At 67.2% G+C, this 21,388-nt stretch carries 18 protein-coding genes; 7 read left to right on the plus strand and 11 right to left on the minus strand.

The window, feature by feature from the left end:
• Positions 1-270 precede the first annotated feature (270 nt).
• From gltB to AU192_RS06920, 3 genes are all read left to right on the plus strand, one after another.
• Entirely contained in the window at positions 271-4,854 is a 4,584-nt protein-coding gene (gltB, locus tag AU192_RS06910; RefSeq protein ID WP_064395052.1) for a glutamate synthase large subunit, read from the plus strand.
• A complete protein-coding gene (locus AU192_RS06915; RefSeq protein WP_064395053.1) occupies positions 4,847-6,313 on the plus strand; it encodes a glutamate synthase subunit beta in 1,467 nt (488 codons plus the stop codon). The genes gltB and AU192_RS06915 overlap by 8 nt, the downstream gene beginning before the upstream one ends.
• Positions 6,314-6,386: 73 nt before the next feature.
• The gene (locus tag AU192_RS06920; protein ID WP_082694933.1) at positions 6,387-7,217 is read left to right on the plus strand and encodes a polysaccharide deacetylase family protein; all 831 of its coding nucleotides are present in this window, start codon (positions 6,387-6,389) and stop codon (positions 7,215-7,217) included.
• 425 nt (positions 7,218-7,642) lie between these two features.
• On the opposite strand, the gene AU192_RS06925 is transcribed toward AU192_RS06920, so the two are convergent.
• Together AU192_RS06925 and AU192_RS06930 are read right to left on the minus strand one after the other, a co-directional pair.
• On the minus strand, positions 7,643-8,491 hold the full coding sequence (locus tag AU192_RS06925; RefSeq protein ID WP_064395054.1) for an LLM class F420-dependent oxidoreductase: 849 nt from the start codon (positions 8,489-8,491) through the stop codon (positions 7,643-7,645).
• Positions 8,492-8,550: 59 nt separating this feature from the next.
• Positions 8,551-10,047, minus strand: a complete 1,497-nt coding sequence (locus AU192_RS06930; protein ID WP_064395055.1) for a potassium/proton antiporter — start codon at positions 10,045-10,047, stop codon at positions 8,551-8,553.
• Between the two features lie 185 nt (positions 10,048-10,232).
• Between AU192_RS06930 and AU192_RS06935 the strand changes: the two genes are divergently transcribed.
• Complete coding sequence (locus AU192_RS06935; RefSeq protein ID WP_064395086.1) at positions 10,233-10,925, plus strand: potassium channel family protein; 693 nt, start codon at positions 10,233-10,235, stop codon at positions 10,923-10,925.
• Here AU192_RS06935 and AU192_RS06940 read toward each other — a convergent pair.
• On the minus strand, positions 10,906-12,534 hold the full coding sequence (locus AU192_RS06940; protein ID WP_120275474.1) for a SulP family inorganic anion transporter: 1,629 nt from the start codon (positions 12,532-12,534) through the stop codon (positions 10,906-10,908). The two genes, AU192_RS06935 and AU192_RS06940, sit on opposite strands and share 20 nt — an antisense overlap.
• Positions 12,531-12,908 carry an ArsR/SmtB family transcription factor gene (locus tag AU192_RS06945; protein ID WP_064395057.1) on the minus strand — a complete coding sequence of 126 codons (378 nt, stop codon included), beginning with the start codon at positions 12,906-12,908 and terminating at the stop codon, positions 12,531-12,533. The genes AU192_RS06940 and AU192_RS06945 overlap by 4 nt, the downstream gene beginning before the upstream one ends.
• Positions 12,909-12,995: 87 nt before the next feature.
• Between AU192_RS06945 and AU192_RS06950 the strand changes: the two genes are divergently transcribed.
• A complete protein-coding gene (locus AU192_RS06950) occupies positions 12,996-14,000 on the plus strand; it encodes a PHP domain-containing protein (protein ID WP_064395087.1) in 1,005 nt (334 codons plus the stop codon).
• Between the two features lie 44 nt (positions 14,001-14,044).
• Positions 14,045-14,533 (plus strand): hypothetical protein, encoded by a 489-nt coding sequence (locus AU192_RS25775; protein ID WP_207544911.1) that lies wholly within the window; start codon positions 14,045-14,047, stop codon positions 14,531-14,533.
• Here the strand turns inward: AU192_RS25775 and dinB are convergent.
• Positions 14,522-15,742 carry a DNA polymerase IV gene (gene dinB / locus AU192_RS06960; protein ID WP_064395059.1) on the minus strand — a complete coding sequence of 407 codons (1,221 nt, stop codon included), beginning with the start codon at positions 15,740-15,742 and terminating at the stop codon, positions 14,522-14,524. The two genes, AU192_RS25775 and dinB, sit on opposite strands and share 12 nt — an antisense overlap.
• 20 nt (positions 15,743-15,762) lie before the next feature.
• Positions 15,763-16,410: a TetR/AcrR family transcriptional regulator gene (locus AU192_RS06965; RefSeq protein WP_064395060.1), complete on the minus strand. Its 648-nt coding sequence runs from the start codon at positions 16,408-16,410 to the stop codon at positions 15,763-15,765.
• Between the two features lie 79 nt (positions 16,411-16,489).
• On the opposite strand from AU192_RS06965, the gene AU192_RS06970 reads away from it, so the two are divergent.
• The gene (locus AU192_RS06970) at positions 16,490-17,965 is read left to right on the plus strand and encodes a flavin-containing monooxygenase (protein WP_064395061.1); all 1,476 of its coding nucleotides are present in this window, start codon (positions 16,490-16,492) and stop codon (positions 17,963-17,965) included.
• 69 nt (positions 17,966-18,034) lie between these two features.
• On the opposite strand, the gene rraA is transcribed toward AU192_RS06970, so the two are convergent.
• The 5 genes from rraA to AU192_RS06995 all read right to left on the minus strand — a co-directional run bounded on the left by rraA (position 18,035) and on the right by AU192_RS06995 (position 21,388).
• Positions 18,035-18,520, minus strand: a complete 486-nt coding sequence (gene rraA / locus AU192_RS06975) for a ribonuclease E activity regulator RraA (RefSeq protein WP_064395062.1) — start codon at positions 18,518-18,520, stop codon at positions 18,035-18,037.
• A complete protein-coding gene (locus tag AU192_RS06980; protein WP_064395063.1) occupies positions 18,517-19,266 on the minus strand; it encodes a MerR family transcriptional regulator in 750 nt (249 codons plus the stop codon). Before AU192_RS06980 ends, rraA begins: the two co-directional genes overlap by 4 nt.
• A 47-nt stretch (positions 19,267-19,313) precedes the next feature.
• Positions 19,314-19,832: a hypothetical protein gene (locus AU192_RS06985; RefSeq protein WP_064395064.1), complete on the minus strand. Its 519-nt coding sequence runs from the start codon at positions 19,830-19,832 to the stop codon at positions 19,314-19,316.
• 90 nt (positions 19,833-19,922) lie between these two features.
• Complete coding sequence (locus AU192_RS06990) at positions 19,923-20,846, minus strand: copper resistance D family protein (RefSeq protein ID WP_064395088.1); 924 nt, start codon at positions 20,844-20,846, stop codon at positions 19,923-19,925.
• The gene (locus AU192_RS06995) at positions 20,843-21,388 is read right to left on the minus strand and encodes a copper resistance CopC family protein (protein ID WP_064395065.1); all 546 of its coding nucleotides are present in this window, start codon (positions 21,386-21,388) and stop codon (positions 20,843-20,845) included. Before AU192_RS06995 ends, AU192_RS06990 begins: the two co-directional genes overlap by 4 nt.

Genomic DNA, 21,388 nt, shown 5'->3' on the forward strand with positions numbered 1-21,388 from the left:
CTTGAAAATCGCAGGGCCGCAACGATGTTGGGTGCAAAACCGAGTGGTGGCAAGCGAGACGGCCGCACCGTCCCGCCGATGTAGTTAGGGTCTACTAAGTTGGCATGTCACCCGGTGTTTGTCATATCGTTTTCTCCACTCGGGGCAAGTGGATACAGGCCGGCGTTCGATGCTGCACGAAGGCACTCCATGGCCGGACCGGCTAACCGCCGCTGTCTACGGCTGTCAGGCAGAAGCTTCATAAGACGTGCAGGAAAAGGGTAGGTGCGAATGGCGCCCAGGATGCAAGGGCTGTACAACCCCGCGTTCGAGCACGATGCGTGCGGCGTCGCGATGGTGGCCGATATGCACGGCCGCCGCAGTCGCGACATCGTCGACAAGGCGATCACCGCCCTGGTGAACCTGGAGCACCGCGGCGCGCAGGGTGCCGAGCCGAACACCGGCGATGGTGCGGGCATCATGTTGCAGGTCCCCGACGCGTTCCTGCGCGAGGTGGTCGACTTCGAGCTGCCGGAGCCGGGTAGCTACGCCACCGGAATCGCGTTCCTGCCGCAGTCGTCGAAGGATGCGGCGACCGCGTGTGAGGCCGTCGAGAAGATCGCCGAGGCCGAAGGACTCGAGGTCCTGGGCTGGCGCGAGGTGCCGATCGACGACTCGCCGCTGGGCGCGCTGGCCCGCGACGCGATGCCGACATTCCGGCAGGTGTTCATGGGCGGTGCGTCGGGCATGGATTTGGAGCGTCGCGCGTACGTGGTGCGCAAGCGCGCCGAGCACGAGCTGGGCACCAAGGGCCCGGGCCAGGACGGGCCCGGGCGTGAAACCGTCTACTTCCCAAGCCTTTCCGGGCAAACCTTCGTCTACAAGGGCATGCTGACCACCCCGCAGCTCAAGGCCTTCTACCTCGACCTGCAGGACGACCGCCTCACCAGTGCGCTGGGCATCGTGCACTCACGCTTCTCGACCAACACGTTCCCGTCGTGGCCGCTGGCCCACCCGTTCCGGCGCATCGCCCACAACGGCGAGATCAACACCGTCACCGGCAACGAGAACTGGATGCGCGCACGAGAGGCGCTCATCAAGACCGACGTGTTCGGCCCGAATCAGGATCTCGACAAGATCACCCCGGTGTGCACCCCCGGGGCGTCGGACACCGCCCGGTTCGACGAGGTGCTCGAACTCCTGCACCTGGGCGGGCGAAGCCTTCCGCACGCGATGCTGATGATGATCCCGGAGGCGTGGGAGCGACACGAGTCGATGGACCCGGCGCGCCGGGCGTTCTACGAGTTCCACGACTCGCTGATGGAGCCGTGGGACGGCCCGGCATCGGTCTGCTTCACCGACGGCACGGTGATCGGCGCCGTGCTCGACCGCAACGGCCTGCGTCCGTCGCGGATCTGGGTCACCGCCGACGGCCTGGTGGTGATGGCGTCGGAGGCAGGCGTGCTCGAACTCGACCCGTCGACCGTCGTCAAGCGGATGCGTCTGCAGCCCGGCCGCATGTTCCTGGTCGACACCTCCAAGGGCCGCATCGTCTCCGATGAGGAGATCAAGGCCGAGCTCGCCGCCGAGCACCCTTACCAGGAGTGGCTCGACGCCGGCCTGTTCGACCTCGATGAGCTGCCGCCGGGCGACTATGTGCGGATGCCGCACCACCGGGTCGTGCTGCGCCAGCAGATCTTCGGCTTCACCTACGAGGAGCTCAACCTGTTGGTCGCGCCGATGGCGCGCTCCGGCGCCGAGGCGCTGGGCTCGATGGGCACCGACACTCCGGTCGCGGTGCTCTCGCAACGCCCGCGGATGCTCTACGACTACTTCCAGCAGCTGTTCGCCCAGGTGACCAACCCACCGCTGGACGCCATCCGGGAAGAAGTCGTCACCAGCCTGCAGGGCGCAGTCGGACCGGAGGGCGACTTGCTCAACCCGGGGCCGGAATCCTGCAGACAGATCGTGCTCTCGCAGCCGATCCTGCGCAACGCCGACCTGTCCAAGTTGATCTGCGTCGACCCCGACCACGAGATCCGCGGGCGTAAGCACGGCATGCGCGCGGCCGTCATCCGCTGCCTGTATCCGGTCAACCGAGGCGGGCAGGGTCTCAAGGAGGCGCTGGACAACGTGCGCGCCAAGGTGTCGACCGCGATTCGCGAGGGAGCCCGCATCATCGTGCTCTCGGATCGCGAATCCAACGAGCAGATGGCGCCGATCCCGTCGCTGCTGTCGGTCTCGGCCGTGCACCACCACCTCGTCCGGGAACGCACCCGCACAAAGGTCGGGCTGGTCGTGGAGGCCGGCGACGCCCGCGAGGTGCACCACATGGCTATGCTGTGCGGCTTCGGCGCGGCTGCGATCAACCCATACATGGCCTTCGAGTCGATCGAGGACATGGTCGACCGCGGCGTGATCACCGGCATCTCCAGCGACCAGGCCAAGGCCAACTACGTCAAGGCCGCGGGCAAGGGCGTGCTGAAGGTGATGTCGAAGATGGGCATCTCGACGCTGGCCTCCTACACCGGCGCCCAGCTGTTCCAGGCCATCGGCATCAACCAGCAGGTGCTCGACGAGTACTTCACCGGATTGACCTGTCCCGTCGGCGGAATCGACCTCAACGACATCGCCGACGATGTCGCCGCCCGGCACGCGTTGGCTTATCTCGACCGGCCCGACGAGTGGGCGCACCGCGAACTCGAGGTCGGCGGCGAGTACCAGTGGCGCCGGGAGGGTGAGTACCACCTGTTCAACCCGGACACGGTGTTCAAGCTGCAACATTCCACTCGCACCGGCCAGTACGAGATCTTCAAGGAATACACCAAGCTCGTCGACGATCAGAGCGAGCGGATGGCCTCGCTGCGCGGCCTGCTCAAGTTCCGCGACGGGTTGCGCCCGCCGGTGCCGCTCGAGGAGGTGGAGCCGGCCAGCGAGATCGTCAAGCGGTTCTCGACCGGCGCGATGAGTTACGGCTCGATCTCCGCCGAGGCGCACGAGACGTTGGCCATCGCGATGAACCGCCTTGGCGGACGATCGAATTCGGGCGAAGGCGGCGAGGCGGTGTCGCGTTTCGACCGCGACGAGAACGGCGACTGGCGCCGCAGCGCGATCAAGCAGGTGGCCTCGGGGCGGTTCGGCGTGACGAGCCACTACCTGAGCAATTGCACCGACATCCAGATCAAGATGGCTCAGGGCGCGAAACCCGGTGAGGGCGGCCAGCTTCCGGGTGGCAAGGTCTACCCGTGGGTCGCCGAGGTGCGGCACTCGACGCCCGGCGTCGGCCTGATCTCCCCGCCACCGCACCACGACATCTACTCGATCGAGGATCTCGCGCAGCTGATCCACGACCTGAAGAACGCCAACCCGCAGGCGCGCGTGCACGTCAAGCTGGTATCCGAGAACGGCGTCGGAACGGTTGCCGCCGGTGTGTCCAAGGCGCATGCCGACGTCGTGCTGATCTCCGGCCACGACGGCGGCACCGGCGCGACCCCGCTGACGTCGATGAAGCACGCCGGCGCGCCGTGGGAACTCGGCCTGGCCGAAACCCAGCAGACGTTGCTGCTCAACGGTCTTCGCGATCGCATCGTCGTCCAGGTCGACGGCCAGCTCAAGACGGGCCGCGACGTCGTGGTCGCCGCACTGCTCGGCGCCGAGGAGTTCGGCTTCGCCACCGCGCCGCTGGTGGTCTCGGGTTGCATCATGATGCGCGTCTGCCACCTCGACACCTGTCCGGTGGGCGTGGCCACCCAGAATCCGGTGCTGCGCGAGCGGTTCACCGGAAAGCCCGAATTCGTCGAGAACTTCTTCATGTTCATCGCCGAAGAGGTACGGGAAATGATGGCCCAGTTGGGCTTCCGCACCGTCAACGAGATGGTCGGGCAGGTCGGCGCGCTGGACACCACGAAGGCCGCCGAGCACTGGAAGGCCTACAAGCTCGACCTGTCGCCGGTTCTGCACGAGCCCGAGTCGGCGTTCATGAACCAGGACCTGTATTGCAGTTCGCGTCAGGACCACGGCCTCGACAAGGCGCTCGACCAGCAGCTGATCGTGATGTGCCGCGAAGCGCTGGATTCACAGACCCCGGTGCGCTTCTCGACGACGATCGCCAACGTCAACCGGACGGTCGGCACGATGCTCGGCCACGAGGTGACCAAAGCCTATGGTGGGCAGGGTCTTCCGGACGGCACCATCGACATCACCTTCGACGGTTCGGCGGGCAACAGCTTCGGGGCGTTCGTGCCGAAGGGCATCACGCTGCGGGTCTACGGCGACGCCAACGACTATGTCGGCAAGGGCCTCTCGGGTGGACGGATCGTGGTGCGGCCATCGGACAGCGCACCCGAGGGCTACGTCGCCGAGGACAACATCATCGCGGGCAACGTGATCCTGTTCGGTGCGACGAGCGGCCAGGTGTTCATCCGCGGCCAGGTCGGCGAGCGGTTCGCGGTGCGCAACTCCGGTGCGCACGCGGTGGTCGAGGGCGTGGGCGACCACGGTTGTGAGTACATGACCGGCGGCAAGATCGCGATCCTCGGTCCGACGGGGCGCAACTTCGCCGCGGGCATGTCCGGTGGCATCGCCTACGTCTACGACCCCGACGGCGCATTGGCGGACAACCTCAACGCCGAGATGGTGGAACTGGAGGGCCTCGACGAGGAGGACCTCGATTGGCTCGCGGGCATGATCCAGGCCCACGTCGACGCCACCGATTCCGCTGTCGGAGCACGGATCCTCAACGACTGGGACAACAACGTGAAGCACTTCACCAAGGTGATGCCCCGCGATTTCAAACGGGTGCTCGAGGCGATTGCCGAGGCAGAACGCACCGGCGCCGACGTCAACGAGGCGATCATGGCGGCCGCCAGTGGCTGATCCCCGCGGTTTCCTGAAATACACCCAGCGCGAGACGCCGCAGCGGCGGCCCGTGCCGATTCGCCTGCGCGACTGGAAAGAGGTCTACGAGGACTTCTCCCACGACACCCTGCGTGAGCAGGCAACCCGCTGTATGGACTGCGGGATTCCGTTCTGCCACAACGGTTGTCCGCTGGGAAACCTGATCCCCGAGTGGAATGACCTGGTGCGCAACGACCGCTGGCGCGACGCCATCGAACGGCTGCATGCGACGAACAACTTCCCGGAGTTCACCGGCCGGCTGTGCCCCGCTCCGTGCGAGGGTTCCTGCGTTCTGGGCATCAACCAGGATCCGGTCACGATCAAACAGGTCGAGGTCGAGATCATCGACAAGGCCTTCGACGAGGGGTGGGTGACGCCGCTGCCGCCGGAGGTCAAGACCGGCAAGAAGGTCGCCGTCGTCGGCTCGGGCCCGGCCGGGCTGGCCGCCGCCCAGCAGCTGACCCGCGCCGGGCACAGCGTCACGCTGTTCGAGCGCGACGACCGCATCGGCGGGCTGCTGCGTTACGGCATCCCCGAGTTCAAGATGGAAAAGCGCCACATCGACCGTCGTCTGGAGCAGATGGCGGCCGAGGGCACCGAGTTCTGCACCGGGGTCAACGTCGGCATTGATATAACAGCGCAGCAGCTTCGCAAGGAGTTCGACGCGGTGGTGCTCGCCGGCGGCGCGACGGAGCGGCGTGACCTGCCGATCCCGGGTCGCGAGCTCGACGGCATCCATCAGGCGATGGAGTACCTGCCGTGGGCCAACCGCGTGCAGTTCGGCGACCCCGTCACCGACGAGAACGGCCTGCCGCCGATCCACGCGAAGGACAAGAAGGTCATCATCATCGGCGGTGGTGACACCGGCGCCGACTGTCTGGGCACCGCGCACCGCCAGGGCGCGGCCAGCGTGCACCAGTTCGAGATCATGCCGCGGCCGCCGGAGACACGCGCCGACTCGACGCCGTGGCCGGTCTACCCGTTGATGTTTCGGGTGTCCTCGGCGCACGAGGAAGGCGGCGAGCGCGTCTACTCGGTCAACACCGAGGAGTTCATCGGCCGCGACGGGCATGTCACCGGACTGCGCGGCCACGAGGTCAAGATGAACGCGGGCAAGTTCGAGAAGGTCGAGGGCACCGAGTTCGAGATGGAAGCCGATCTCGTGCTGCTCGCGATGGGCTTCACCGGTCCCGAGCGCAAAGGCCTGCTGACCGACCTCGGCGTCGAGATCAACGAGCGGGGCAATGTCAGCCGAGACGCCGACTTCGCCTCCTCGGTGCCCGGCGTCTTCGTCGCGGGCGACATGGGGCGCGGGCAGTCGCTGATCGTGTGGGCCATCGCGGAGGGCCGCGCGGCCGCGGCGGGTGTGGACCGCTACCTGATGGGCCGGTCGGCGCTTCCGGCGCCGATCAAGCCGACCGCCGTACCGCAGCGGTAGGTCCCGGTAGGTTCCGACGCGACACGCCGCGCAATGTGCGGCTTTTGCGCCTGAGCGCGCGACAGTAAGGGCGGTGATCGGCCGCTCCCCAACCGCCGGCGCCGGGCTGAGACTCAACCGGCGCAACTTCGTCGCGGCCCTGTCCGTCGCCACCCTCGGCGCAGTGGGCCTGAGCCGCTGCGCGACCGCGGCACAACCGCGAGTCGCTGGTGTGGCGGCGCAGGTCCCACCCGCACCCTCGGTCGGCCTGTTGCCGCCGCCACCGGCGTCGGCGCGGATCGCGCTACCCGGCGGTGGCGTGCTGAGCAGCCTGCCCGGCGACGGGGACCTGTTGGCGCTGACCGTCGACGACGGTGTCAGCAGTGAGGTCGTGCGGGCTTACACGCAATTCGCCAAGGACACCGGGATACGCCTGACCTACTTCGTCAACGGGATCTACCGGTCGTGGACCGATCACGCCGACCTGCTGCGTCCGCTGGTCGACGACGGTCAGATCCAGCTGGCCAACCACACGTGGTCGCACCCCGACCTCACCAAGCTGTCACTGGTCGATGTGGCCGAGCAGTTCCGGCGTAACCACGACTTCCTGTGGAAGACGTACGGCGTGGACGCACGTCCGTACTTCCGGCCGCCCTACGGCGCGACCGGCCCCCACGTCGACAAGGTGTCGGCCGATCTCGGCTACACCATCGACACGTTGTGGTCGGGCACGCTGGAGGACCATGTCTTGATCCCGGCCGCCGAGGTCGTCGCAATGGCCGACAAACACTTCACCGCGCAGACGATCGTGATCGGCCATCTCAACCATTTGCCCGTCACCGAGGTCTTCGGGGAGTTGGTCGACATCATTCGGGCGCGCGCGCTGCGGACCGTGACGCTGGACGACGTGTTCCTGCGAACGTGACGGCATAAGGCGGGAGACCGAGCGATTCGGAAACCGAGTCACATGCGTCACTTCAGCAACTCTAAAAACATCAGATGATTTACCGGCGCGCCTACCACAGTTTGCCGACTGTCGGGTTCTAATGACTTCATGGGGGCACTGCGGTAAGGTTGGGCCCCGGTCAGCTATCGGTTTCGACACAGGAGTCAGTTCCGTGTATGTCAACCCGCTATCCCGGTCTCGGGTCAGCCGAATCGCCTGGTCACTCCTCCGTCATCCGCTGAAGAGCCGCGAATTCCCGGCCAAGGCCGAACGCCTCATCACTGCCGACGAGCTTCGTCTCTACGGCGTCTAGCGAACTGGAAAGCGCGAACTCCCTCGCGCTGAAGCGCTGCCACCGCGCGTTTGCCAAATCGTTATATTTTCGTGACCGTCAGAAACGACGGCTAACGCCGTAGGCCCGACGCGGCGATCGCGTCGGCCAGCGGTTCGAGCACAGCCGGATCGTGCGGCGGCGGCAGATAGATGATCGCCAGATCCAGACCCTCCCGTCCCAGTGCCGCGGCCTCGGACAGCGCCTTGTCGTAGTTGAGGTCGGGGTCCAGCCGCACGTGGGCCGACAGCACGATCTCGGCCGGATCCCGTCCGATGTCGGCGCAGTGGCCGGCCAGCACGTCGCGCTTGCGGGCGAATACCTCCGGCGTTCCGCCGACGAAGTTCCAGTGCTGGGCGTATCGGGCGGTGATGCGCAGCGTGCGCTTCTCGCCGTTGCCGCCGATGCAGATCGGGGGATGCGGCCGCTGCGGGCCTTTCGGCTCGTTACGAGCGTCCTTCAGTTGAAAGAACTTCCCGTCGAACGACGTGGTCTTTTGGCTGAGCAGGTTGGTGAGCACCTCGCACGCCTCCTCGAAGCGGTCGAACCGCTCACGGATGGAACCCAACTCGATCCCGTACGCCTCGGACTCCTCCTCGTTCCAGCCCGCGCCGATACCGAGCTCGAGTCGGCCGTCGGACACGATGTCCAACGCGGAGGTCATGTTGGCCAGCACCGCGGGGTGGCGGTAGTGGATGCCGGTGACGAGCACACCGAGGCGCAACCGCTCGGTCGCCTGCGCGAGCGCGGTGAGCGTCACCCAGCCCTCCAGGCACGGGCCGGTGGAGTCGGAGAAGATGGGGTAGAAGTGGTCGAACGTCCAGCCGGATTCGAACACGTCGATCTGGTCGGCGGCCTTCCACACCGCGAGCATGTCGGCCCACGTGGTGTTTTGCGGCGATGTCTTGAAAGCGAACCTCACTGAACCGAGGTTAGTCCCGAGTGCCCGGCAGCGAGCTGTGCGCCGAGTCCTCCGCGCGGCTAATCGGTTTCGCCGAATTCGTCGAACCAGTACGCGAGCTTGCCGCGGCGGCTCACCGCACGCAGGCGGCGTTCGGCCACGGCACGCGTCTTGGTGGTGGTGACGATCAGCAGCTCGTCACCGATCGCGATGCGGGTGTCGGGCTGCGGCACGAAGGTGCGGCCGTCGCGGATGATCAACGTGATCACGCTCGGATCGGGTAGCCGTAATTCCAGCACCGTCACGTTGTGCAACCGTGACGGCGCCTGCACCGTCATCGTCAGAAGTTCCGCGTCCAGCACGTCGAGGGGCGCCGACTCCACCTGGATCTCCCGCGTCGCCTCCTTCGAGATCAGCCCCAGCCGATGCGCGACGAAACGCAGACTGGGGCCCTGCACCAGTGTGAACACCACCACCAGGATGAACACGATGTTGAGAAGGCGGACGCTGTCGGGCACACCGCCCACGATGGGGAAGGTGGCCAGCACGATCGGGACGGCGCCGCGCAGACCCGCCCAGGAGACGAAAATCTGTTCGCGCCAAGGGATCCGGAACCACACCAGGGAGACGAACACCGACAGCGGCCTGGCGACGAGCAGCAACACCAGACCCGTCACGATGCCCGGCACCACCTCCGCGGCCAGGTCACTGGGGTCGACGAGCAAGCCGAGCAGGACGAACAGTCCGATCTGAGCGAGCCAGCCGAGACCCTCGGCGAATGACCGCGTCGCCGACCGGTGAGGCAGCCCGGTATTGGCGAGCACGACCGCGGCCACATACGCGGCGAGGAACCCGCTGGCGTGTGCGGTGCCGCCTGCCGCGAACGCGACCATGCCGAGCCCGAACGTTGCCAACGGATACAGTCCCGACGCCGGAAGCGCGATGCGGCGCAACGCCATCGAGCCCAGATAGCCGACGCCGATCCCGATCGCCGCACCGACCACCAGCTCGTAGACCAGTTCGGTGAGCGCGTGCACGGGCGACAGCTCGAGCGGGGCCACGCTGAACATCAGAACGAGGATGACGGCGGGGGCGTCGTTGAAGCCGGACTCGGCTTCCAGCAAGCCCGCCACCCGGCGGGGCAGGGGCACCACGCGCAGCACCGAGAACACCGCCGCGGCATCGGTGACGGAGACGACCGCGCCGAGCAGCAGCGACAGCTGCCAGTTGATACCCAGCAGCAGGTGCGCCCCGGCGGCCGTGATGAGCATGCTGACCGCGACGCCGACTGTCGCGAGCAAACCGGCAGGCGCGAGGACGCGCCGGATGTCGGAGAACCGGGTCGTCAGGCCGCCTTCGACGAGGATGACGGCCAGCGCCACCGTGCCCAAGTGGTCGGCGAGCAGATAGTTGTCGAAGTCCAGCCCCAGCCCGTCTTCGCCGACGATGACGCCGACGAAGAGGAAGAGCAGCAGGCTGGGCAGCCCGACCCGGCTGGCGGCCCTGGTGGCGACGATGCTCGCCAGCAGCACCACCCCAGCGATCAGCAGCACAAGATAGAGCTGCTCGAGGGTCATTTTCATCCCCGTTCGGGACCGGGTGGGCGGTGTGAGAGGCAGTAAAACACCTACCACGGGCGGTGACCGGGCAGTCTGACCCGTTAGCTGCGCCCAAATCCGCCGCGATGGGTAAGTATGAGTGCGTGATACGGCTCCGCTGGCGGCAACTCGACGCATCGCAGCGCGTCGAGGAGCGGACGATGATGCGGGTCGGCATCGCCGGTGCCGGGGCAGTCGGCCGATCGGTGGCGCAGGAACTGATCGACTACGGCCACAAGGTGTTGTTGATCGAACACGACGTGCGGCACTACGAACCGCGGACGGTCCCCGACGCCGAATGGCTGCTCGCCGACGCGTGCGAGTTGTCCTCGCTCGAAGAGTCCGGGCTGCAGATGTGTGACGTGGTGATCGCGGCGACCGGCGACGACAAAGTGAACCTGGCAGCCGCGTTGTTGGCCAAGACGGAGTTCGGGGTCACCCGCGTGGTGGCTCGGGTCAACGACCTGCGCAACGAGTGGTTGTTCACCGAGGCGTGGGGCGTCGACGTCGCGGTCTCCGCACCGAGCGCGCTGGTGGCGGCGATCGAGGGCGCCATCGACATCGGCCACGTGGTGCGGCTGATGCAGCTACGGCACGGGCAGGTCAGCCTGGCCAAACTGACGCTGCCCGAGGGTGATCCGCTGGTCGGTCAGCGGATGCGCGACCTGCCGTTGCTGGAGAACACCGCGCTGGCGGTCATCATCCGCGCCAGCGGGATCGTCTTGCCCCGGCCCGACGACGTGTTGGAAGCCGGTGACGAGATGCTCTTCCTGGCCGGCGGCTCCACCCACGGCGAAGTCGCCGCGCTCGTGCACGGCGCGATCCACCAAGCGGCGGTCAAAGCACCCGAGCGCTGACGTGCGTTCGCGCGTGATCGATCGCCTCGTCGAGCGAGTCCATCAAGTGGTTCTCGTGCCGGAGTGAGTCGAAAACGCCGACGTTGGCGAGCAGGCTCATGTGTTCGGGCCGGACACCTTTGATGATCACCGTGATGCCGCGTGACTCCAACTCGGTTGCGATATGAGCCAGAGTGTTCGCGCCGGTCGCGTCGAGCATGCCCAGCTGGCTGAGCCGAATGATCACCACCGAGGTGCGCGCCTCGCCCGTATCGGTGATCTCGTTCGAGATGCGCTCGGCCACTCCGAAGAACATCGCTCCATCGAGGCGCAGAAGCGCGATTTGCTCGTCGCCGGGGCGGCTGGGGCCCGGAAGCTCCTCCCGGGTGACGCTGCTCCGGCGCGCGACGCCGCGCAGCGCGAAGAACGCCGCGACGACGACGCCGATCTGCACGGCCTCGATGAGGTCGAAGCACACCGTGATCGCGGCGGTGAGCGCGAACGTCACCGCGTCCGAGCGGGTGGACCGCAGAATCTTGCGAATGGTGGACAACGAGATCATCCGGAACGAGGTCACCATCAGTACGCCGGCCAAGGCCGACAAGGGTATTGCGGAAACCGGTCCGGTGGCCAGGTAGACGACTGCGAGCAAAACCAGCGAATGCACGATGGCCGCGACCCGGGTACGCGCGCCGGAACGAACGTTGACCGCGGTCCGGGCGATGGCGCCGGTCGCAGGCATCCCACCGAAGGCGCCCGATGCGACCGAAGCCAGGCCCTGGCCCACCAGTTCGCGGTCCGGATCGTACGGACCCGTCGCGGCCATCGTGGCGGCCACGCGCGCCGACAGCAGGGACTCGATCGCGGCCAGCGCGGCGATCGCCAAAGCGGCACCGACGAGGGTCCGCATTGCGGCGGGGTCCACCTGCGGTAGGACGGGTGCGGGAAGATGCGATGGGAGCCCGCCGATACTCGCAGCCGGAATGTCAAGGGCTACAACGGTTATTGTCACGACGATCACGGCCGTCAGTGACTCCGGGATGCTGCGGTGCAGACGCGGCAGCGTCACCATGAGGGCCGCGACAACGGCCACCACCGCCAACGTCGGCGCGGCTGAGGACCAATCCGCTTGTTGGACAACGTTCCACGCGACGGACAGTGTGCGGCCGCCGGCGGGGCTCGCTTGGCCGAACGCGGCGGGTACCTGCTGAAGGAAGATGATGGCGGCGATGCCCAGGGTGAACCCCTCGATAACGGGCCAGGGGATGAACGTGACTGCCCGGCCCAGACCCGTGATTCCGGCGGCGAGCACGAGCAGCCCGGCCAGCACGGTCACGAGGGCGATGCTGCCCAGGCCATACTGGGCCACGATCGGCGCAAGCACGACGGCCATCGCGCCGGTGGGTCCGGACACCTGCACGTGCGACCCGCCGAAGACGGCCGCGACCAACCCGGCAACGACGGCAGTGATCAGGCCGGCCGCCGCGCCGACGCCGGAGCTGATGCCGAATGCCAAGGCCAGTGGTAAGGCAACCACGCCGACTGTGATTCCGGCGAGGATGTCGCGCCGCCACGACCGAGGCAGCTCGGCATAGTCGCGGCGGCTCGGGAGCAGTCGGGTGAGGTTCACTTGCCGTGACCCAGCGGCGGCAGGGCCTCGAATGCCGCCAAGTGATCCCGGTGGGCACCGAGGACGTCAGCGAGAAAAGCCCTAGCGATGACCAGCAGTTCGGAGATCTTGGGGTGAGCGAGATCGTAGATGACCGAATTGCCGATGCGTTGCGCCGAGACCACGTGATGACGCTTGAGCACGGCCAAATGCTGAGACAGCAGCGTGGGTTCGAGGTCGGTTTCGGCGAGTATCTCGCTGACCGACGTCGGCCTGTCGTTCGCCGACAGAATCTCGAGGACACGGATACGCGCAGGGTGGGCCAACGCCTTGAAGAGGTTGGCCTTGATCTCGTAGAGCGGTAGCTCGGGGCTACCGGGGAAGCGGTGTGGCATGGATCCCAGTACTTGATGGATTGAACATATTCGCAATCCACTATATCGAGCTTCGGTTCGAAGGAGCAAAACGGGCACACTGGAGTGGTGGACCCCGTCATCGCCCTGCGGCAGATCGCCTATTACAAGGACCGTGCGCGCGAGGACCCTCGCCGGGTGATGGCCTACCGTAATGCCGCCGACGTCGTCGAAGCCCTCTCCGACGCCGAGCGTGACCGCCACGGCACCGCCAACAGCTGGCAGTCGCTGCCCGGCATCGGCCCCAAGACCGCGAAGGTCATCGCGCAGGCATGGGCCGGGCGCGAACCCGAAGTGCTGACCGAATTGCGGTCCAATGCAAAGGATCTCGGAGGCGGTGACGTCCGCGCCGCGCTGCGTGGCGATCTGCACGTGCATTCGAACTGGTCGGACGGCTCGGCCCCCATCGAGGAAATGATGTCGGCGGCAAGGGATCTGGGACACGAGTACTGTGCGCTGACCGACCATTCGCCGCGCCTTCGGATCGCCAACGGCCTGTCGCCCGAGCGGCTGCGCCAACAACTCGACGTGATCGACGAGTTGCGCGAGAAGGTCTCTCCGCTGCGGATTCTGACCGGCATCGAGGTCGACATCCTCGAGGACGGCTCTCTCGACCAGGAGGAGGAACTGCTCGAGCGGCTGGACATCGTGGTGGCCAGCGTGCATTCGAAGCTGGCGATGGACGCCCCGTCGATGACGCGCCGGATGCTCAAGGCGGTCACCAACCCACACACCGATGTGCTGGGCCACTGCACCGGCCGCCTGGTCACCGGAGGACGTGGGATGCGGCCGGAATCGAAATTCGACGCCGAGAAGGTGTTCACGGCATGTCGGGACCATGGAACGGCCGTTGAGATCAACTCTCGACCCGAGCGGCGTGACCCGCCGACCCGACTGCTCAAGCTGGCGCTGGAGGTCGGGTGCCTGTTCTCGATCGACACCGATTCGCATGCACCCGGGCAGCTGGAGTTTCTCGGTTACGGCGCGCAACGTGCGCTCGATGCCGAGGTGCCGGTCGACCGCATCGTCAACACCTGGCCCGCCGAGGAATTGCTGACGTGGGCCGGATCATGAGAATCGCCCGCGGTTAACTGCCCCGAACGGGGTACAGGGTCACTGTGAGAAAAATTATCGGTGAGACGGCCGCGGCGCTCGGCGCGCGTGCCGCAGAGCTCGCGACCGCTGCGGGCGAGACGGCCGGGCGCCTCGTGCGACGCGTCAGCGGCGAGCCCGAGGACCAGGCCGAGCAGATCCAACCGCCGTCCGCGCCACCGTCATCGGCTGCACCCAAGAAGGCACCGGCGAAGAAGGCACCGGCCAAGAAGGCACCGGCGAAGAAGGTGCCTGCCAAGAAGGTGACCAAGGTGCCCGCCAAGAAGGCGGCGACCAAGGCGCCGGTGAAGAAGGCTCCGGCAAAGAAGACGGCCGCGAAGAAGGCCGCCACCAAGACTCCCGCCAAGAAGACGCCGGCGAAAAAGGCTGTCCCGCCGATGAAGTCGGCGAAAACGGAAGCCGCCAACCCCCCGCCGAAGCCCGGCAGGGCGGCGAAGAAGACGACGGCCAAGAAGGCCCAGCCGCGCAAGGGCAGGCCCGGGTCAGTCGGGTAGCTGGGGCACTTCGAGACCGGTGTCGCGGCCCAGCAGTACACCGCGGGTCACCGCCGAATTGCCGTACCGCTGACGCACTTGGTCGACCGCTTCGTCGACCGCGGTCGTGTCGTGGCTCTCCTCGAACGGCAGCTCGAGCTGTTGTGCACCGTCGCGATCGATGTTGGACACGGCGAACCCGACGAGGGTCAGACCGCGCTCGGCGATCAGCGGCGCCGCCGCGGCGATGAGGCCTCGGGCGGCGTGCAGGATCACCTCGGTCGACGCGGTCGCCCGTGGCATCGTGTGCGACCGGGTGGCGCGGCCGAAGTCGTCGAAGCGCAGTCGCAGGACCACGGTGCGACCGGTCCGGCCGGCTTTGCGCATCCGCCGGGTGATGCGGTCGATCAGGTTCACGACGACCGCGTCGATCTCCTGCGCCGACATCGTGTTGCCACGCCGGCCCAACGCGCGCTGCGCGCCGACCGAGCGCCGGCGCACGCCGGTGACCACCCGACGGCGATCGATGTTGCGCGACAGCGCGAACAACCGGCTGCCCATCGCCGCCCCGACCAGGGATCCGAGAGTGGGCTCGCTGAGCTCGGCGACGTCGGCGACGGTCTCGATGCCGTAGGTGTGCAACTTCTCGGCGGTCTTGGCGCCGACACCCCACAATCGCCGAACCGGCAACGGGTGCAGGAATGCCAGTTCACGATCGGGCGGGACGAGCAGCAGCCCGTCGGGTTTGGCCTCCTGGCTGGCGACCTTGGCCAGGAACTTGGTCCGCGCGATCCCGACCGTGATGGGCAGCCCGACCTCTTCGCGGACCCGGTCCCGCAGCCGCGCGGCGATCTCGACCGGGCTGCCCGACACCCGACGCAGCCCCGACACATCGAGGAACGCCTCGTCGACCGACAGCGGTTCGACCACCGGTGTGGTGTCGTGGAACACCTCGAAGACGTCGTGGCTGGCCTGTGAATACGCCGACATGCGCGGAGGCACGACGATCGCGTGCGGACAGAGTCGGCGGGCTTCTCGTCCGCCCATCGCGGTTCGCACGCCGTATGCCTTGGCCTCGTAGCTGGCGGCGAGCACCACACCTGCCCCGACGATGACCGGCCGGCCGCGCAGCGATGGCTCGTCACGCTGCTCGACCGAGGCGTAGAACGAATCGAGGTCAGCGTGCAGGATGCTCGCCGCCGCTGCCCCGAAACCAGTCGACACGAACATATGTTCGCATCGATGTCCGACTAGTGGCCAGTGGTGCCGTAGATGCTGGTGACCCAGATGTGGGCGAGGGTGTCGACGAGCTGGTCGGGGCTGACCGCGGGCTGCTCGGACGCGAAGGCCGCGAGCATTGTGCGCTCGTTCATGAGGTTCAGCGACGTCGCGAGGTCCTGCGCCGGGATGGTCTCAGGCGCCTCACCCCGCGCGCGTTCACTCTCGATCGACGCGGTGGTGTGGTCGATCCACTTCTGCATGAAGCGCGACCAGAGCGCGCGCACGTCGGGATTGGTGGGCCGAGCGGCGGCGCCCGCAAGGGTCACGGCGCGGTGCGCACCGAACGTCCTGAACAACGCGTTGATGGCCTTCCAGACTCCGGCCGGATCCACCGCGGGACCCATGCCGCCCATCGCGTCGTCGGCGTTGCCGTCGGCCTCGGCGATGACCTGCTCGACGAGCGCACGAAGCACCGCGTCCTTCGAGGGGAAATAGAAGTAGAACGTGGGGCGGGAGATGCCTGCGCCTTTGGCCAGGTCGTCCACCGAGATGTCAGCCAGCGAGCGGTCCTCGAGCAGCGTCTCGAGTGTCGAGAGAATCGCGTGTTCGCGGTCGTCGCCGGAGGGGCGGCCGGAGCGACGTCCCCGCGGTCCGCGGGACTGGCTGACGGTGGTCACGTCGATTGACTTTACACGGTGTCGAGATTATCGACACCCCGTTGACTAACTCGACATACCGTTGATACGCTCCGGTACCATGAGCGAACACCTCGACGTCGTCATCGTGGGCGCCGGTATCTCCGGCATCAGCGCCGCCTGGCATCTGCAGGACCGCTGCCCGGGCAAGACCTACGCCATCCTGGAGCGCCGGGAGAATCTCGGCGGTACCTGGGACCTCTTCAAGTATCCGGGTATCCGCTCCGACTCGGACATGTTCACACTCGGCTTCCGGTTCAAGCCGTGGACCTCGGAGAAGGCGATCGCCGACGGGCCGTCGATCATGGCCTACCTCAAGGAGACAGTGGCCGAGTACGGCATCGACAAGCACATCCGCTATCAGCATCGCGTGCTGTCCGCGAACTGGTCGGATGAGAAGAACCACTGGACCGTGCGCGTCGAGCGCGACGGAGAGGAAGCCGAGATCACCGCGTCGTTCCTGTTCGCCGCGAGCGGCTACTACAACTACGACGAGGGTTACACCCCGGAGTTCGTCGGCCGTGACGACTTCGAGGGCACCGTCATCCATCCGCAGCACTGGCCCGAGGACCTCGACTACGAGGGCAAGAAGATCATCGTGATCGGCAGCGGCGCGACCGCGGTCACCCTGATCCCGGCGTTGGCCAATTCGGGTGCCGGGCACGTCACGCTGCTGCAGCGCTCACCGACCTATGTCGGGTCGCTGCCCGACGTGGATCCGTTCGCGGTTCGGACGAAAAAGACGTTGCCGGAAAAGCCCGCCTATGTGCTCAACCGTTGGAAGAGCATCCTGTTCCAGTCCGCGCAGTACCAGATCAGTCGCCGGTTCCCGAACTTCATGCGCAAGCAGCTGATGACCATGGCGCAGCGCCGGCTGCCCGAGGGCTACGACGTGCAAAAGCACTTCGGACCCCGCTACAACCCGTGGGACGAGCGGCTGTGCCTGGCGCCCAACGGCGATCTGTTCCGGACGATCCGCCACGGCAAGGCCGATGTCGTCACCGACACCATCGAGCGGTTCACCAAGACGGGCATCAAGCTCGCCTCCGGAGAGGAGCTCGAGGCCGACATCATCATCACCGCAACGGGTTTGAACCTGCAGCTGTTCGGCGGCGCGGCGATCATGCGCAACGGCGAGCCGATCGAGCTGAACGAAACCATGGCCTACAAGGGCATGATGCTGACCCACATGCCGAACATGGCGTTCACCATCGGCTACACGAACGCGTCATGGACGCTCAAGGCCGACCTGGTCTCCGAGTTCTTCTGCCGGGTGCTGAACTACATGGACGCCGAGGGATTCGACCGCTTCGAACCGATGCATCCCGGCAACAGCGTCGACGAACGCCCGCTGATGGATTTCACCCCCGGTTACGTCCTGCGCGCGCTCGACTACCTGCCGAAGGCCGGACATGTCCCGCCGTGGCGGCTCAAGCAGAACTACCTGCTCGACCTGCGGCTGATTCGTCGTGGCAAGGTCGACGACGAGGCGCTGGAGTTCACCAAACACCGTGCCTCGGTGAAGGCTTCGGCCTAACTTCGCTCGCGAGATGTACACCAGGGCTGTGATTCCCCAATATTGACGACCCTGGTGTACGGTTCGCGATCAGTCCGGTTCGGCGACCACGACGATGCCGTCGTCGTCGCTGTAAGCGATGTGGCCCGGCTGGAACACGACACCGCCGAACTCGACCGCGACATCGCGTTCTCCGGCACCGGTTTTCGTGCTCTTACGCGGATTGGTCCCCAGCGCCTTGATGCCGATGTCTAGGGTGCGCAACATCGCGGAGTCACGGACCGCGCCGTTGACGATCAGGCCGGCCCAGCCGTTTTCGACGCCGAGGCCGGCGATGACGTCGCCGACCAACGCCGAGTGCAGCGACCCGTCGCCGTCGATCACGAGCACTGCGCCGTCACCCGGTTCTGACAGCACGGACTTCAGCAACGCGTTGTCCTGGAAGCACTTCACGGTGACGATCGGGCCGGCGAACTCCGCGCGCCCGCCGAACTGGCGCAACTGCAGATCGCAGCTGCGCACGTCGGGGCCGATGTCGTCGACCAGGTCGGCGGTGGGGCGGGGTTCGATGCTCACCGGTCGATGTTAGCCACGATGATGTCGTGCACAAATCGTGCCAGCCCCGGCTCGACGTCGTCGTAGTACCGGGTGAACCGCTCGTCGGCCAGGTACATCTCGGCCAGGCAGACCTGCATCGTGTGGTCGCAGTCGTAGAAGCGCTCGATGTTTGCGCGATGCCAGGCGGCCAGCTCGTTCGCACGCTCTGAGCCGGGTACGACGCTGTCGCGGCGCGCCTCGGCCAGCGCGGCTAACAGCGCATCGTTGTCGGCCTTGAGCTCGATCCAGTCCTGCTTGGTCATTCGCGCGGTGCGCTGCTGCGACTGTTTCCACGCGTCGGTGCCTCCCCACCGCTCCTCGGATTCGGCGGCGTACTCGTCGAACACCGCGCTGCCGAAGATCTCGACCTGCTCGTCGGCGGTCAGTTGTATGCCACTGCGATGTGAGCTCATCAGTTCCTCCACTGCCTTGATCGTGTGCTGCAGCCGATCCGCACGGTCCAGCAACAGCCGGTGCTGGCGCTCGAGATGGTCGAGCACATCCCCATCCCCATCCAGCAGGGCGCGGATCTCCTCGAGGGGCATGTCGACCGACCGGTACACCAGCACCAAATGCAGCCGTTCGATGTCGGCGTCGGTGTAGCCGCGGTAGCCCGCCGCGGTGCGCACGCTCGGCACCACCAGACCGATGTGGTCGTAATGGTGCAAGGTGCGTACCGAGACACCCGTGAGGGTGGCCACCGCGCCGACGGTCATGGCGTCCATAGCGCCACTATCGACCCTGACGCGGCGTGAGGGTCAAGCGTTTTTCGTCAGCCCTCGTCGCTTCCCCGGCGGATCAGCAGCACGACGATGATCGCCAGCACACCCGCAGCGATGGCCGCCGCAACCGGCAACCGTGAGGGCTCGGGCCCGATCAACGGCGTCGGCGGCGGCCCGGCCACCGGATTGCTGGCAGCAGCGACCGTCGACTTCGCCTGCGCAGCAGTCACTTTCGCGGCAGACTCAACATCTTTGCCGGTAGCGGCGGGTTCAGTCGCGGGTGCTTTCTTCGCCGGCGCCTGTTTTACCGGGTCCTTCTTGGCGGGTGCTTTCTTGGCGGGCGACTTCTTCGCCGGTGCGGCCTTCTTCACCGCCTTCTTCGCGGGAGTCTTCTTGGCGGCCTTCTTGGCGGGAGCCTTCTTGGCGGGTGTCTTCTTCGCCGGCGGAGGAGGGATCAGCGGGTCGGGGGAGACGCTCGCCGACTCCGCGGCAGCGGGCTGCGGGGTCGACTGATCCGCCGGTGGTGTGCTGTGCGGCTGTTCGTCGGGTCGGCCCTGCTGGTCTGCCATCGGGCTGCTCCTTTGCAGTGTCTGGTCGCCAGGCCGGCCGAGCGTGCGGCCGGAAGTCGATCGGTCCATCATGCCAGGCCGGCTATGGCACTACCCCGTGACGGCCAGACCAGCGGCCAGGACCAGCGCGACGAGCATCACCGCGGTTTCGACCTGCGCCCGGGTTCGGGAGACCACCGCCGTGGCGCGATGCGACCGTGCGGCGGGCAGCCACATCGTGCGGTTTCGCCAGCCGAGGACGACGAGCGCGACCGTCACCGCGATCTTGGCCGACACCAGCCGCCCGTAACCGGTCGCGTACAAGTCGGCCGGTGTGCCCAACCGGAGCGCGGCGCCGACGCCCCCGCCGACCAGCAGCACCGCCACACAGACCAGCGACAGTGCGGAGAAGCGCGGCAGCATCCGGGCCCACTGTCCGCGGTGGTCGACGGTCAGCACCAGCGCCGCCAGCGCCCCGACCCACAATGCGGCGGCGAGGGTATGCACGGTGACCGCCACACCACCCAGCGGGCTGTTCGCGAAGTGCCCGGTCAGCTGGCGCGCGACGACTCCGACCGCCGCGGCGCCGATCACCGCGACATTCCACGACGCCGTCCGCGGTGCGACGAGCGCCGACACGGCTATGGCGGCCGCGGCGGCGAGCGCGAGCATGCCCGCCCGCCCCGCCGCGGTGGTCGTGGCGAAGTCGGCGGTGGTCTGCACGCCGAGGCGGAACACCGGTAGCGAGGCGGCCTGTGCGGCCGCGACGATCAGCCGGGTCAACTCGGCGAGCAGCCACAGCACCGAGGCGACTGCCAGCGGTCGCGTCGAGCGGGCCAACAACTCGCTGCGGTGCCGCTCACCGTCGAGTACCGGCACCACCGCCAGGCCCAGCGTGACGACGCCTGCGCAGTCGGCCACCACCCGCACCGCGGTCGCACCCACCGACCCCTGCGGGTAGGTTAGCCCCCAGGTCAGGCCTGTCGCCGCGGTCGCGAGCACCACCCCGACGACCACGGTGCGTCGACGGGTCACGAGCGGCGCCGCACCGCCCACACCGCGCCTGCGCCGATGATGACGACCGCTCCCGCGAAGAACGGCCATACAGGGATGCCGTCATCGGCCGGGGCCTGCGCCGGTGCGGCCGCCGACGGGCCCGGTGTCCCGGTTCCCGGCACGCTCAGCTCGAACGACCAGGACCCGTTGACCACGTGCCCGTCGGCCGACGTGGCCCGGTAGTTCACGGTGTAGCGCCCGGTCGGTCCGAGTGAGCGCACACCGACGCTGAGGACAGCGCCCTGGACCTGCGGTTCGCCGGTCGACCACAGGTTGCCGTCGGGGCCGACGACGGTCATGGCCGCGAACTGCGGCTGCAGTGCCTCGCTGAACGTGGCGGACACCGTTTCCGGTGCCTCCGTCAGCCGGCTGTTCTCCGCAGGGTCCGACGCGATGCGGGTCGCATGCGCGGACGCGGTGCCCGCGGTGGCCAGCATTCCGATCGTCAGCCACAGGAGCAGGGCCGCACCGGCGGCGACGGTGGTGAGGGCACGACGGGGCAACCTGGTGATGGTTCTCAT

Source organism: Mycobacterium lehmannii, assembly GCF_001499925.1.
Taxonomy (GTDB): Bacteria; Actinomycetota; Actinomycetes; order Mycobacteriales; family Mycobacteriaceae; genus Mycobacterium; species Mycobacterium lehmannii.

Coding starts and splice junctions, on each gene's coding strand:
- gltB (WP_064395052.1), top strand. CDS start 271: ATGGCGCCCAGGATGCAAGGGCTGTACAACCCCGCGTTCGAGCACGAT.
- AU192_RS06930 (WP_064395055.1), bottom strand. CDS start 10,047: ATGACCCTCGAGCAGCTCTATCTTGTGCTGCTGATCGCTGGGGTGGTG.
- AU192_RS06935 (WP_064395086.1), top strand. CDS start 10,233: ATGCGGGTCGGCATCGCCGGTGCCGGGGCAGTCGGCCGATCGGTGGCG.
- AU192_RS06945 (WP_064395057.1), bottom strand. CDS start 12,908: ATGCCACACCGCTTCCCCGGTAGCCCCGAGCTACCGCTCTACGAGATC.
- dinB (WP_064395059.1), bottom strand. CDS start 15,742: ATGTTCGTGTCGACTGGTTTCGGGGCAGCGGCGGCGAGCATCCTGCAC.
- AU192_RS06970 (WP_064395061.1), top strand. CDS start 16,490: ATGAGCGAACACCTCGACGTCGTCATCGTGGGCGCCGGTATCTCCGGC.
- AU192_RS06980 (WP_064395063.1), bottom strand. CDS start 19,266: ATGGACGCCATGACCGTCGGCGCGGTGGCCACCCTCACGGGTGTCTCG.
- AU192_RS06985 (WP_064395064.1), bottom strand. CDS start 19,832: ATGGCAGACCAGCAGGGCCGACCCGACGAACAGCCGCACAGCACACCA.
- AU192_RS06995 (WP_064395065.1), bottom strand. CDS start 21,388: ATGAGAACCATCACCAGGTTGCCCCGTCGTGCCCTCACCACCGTCGCC.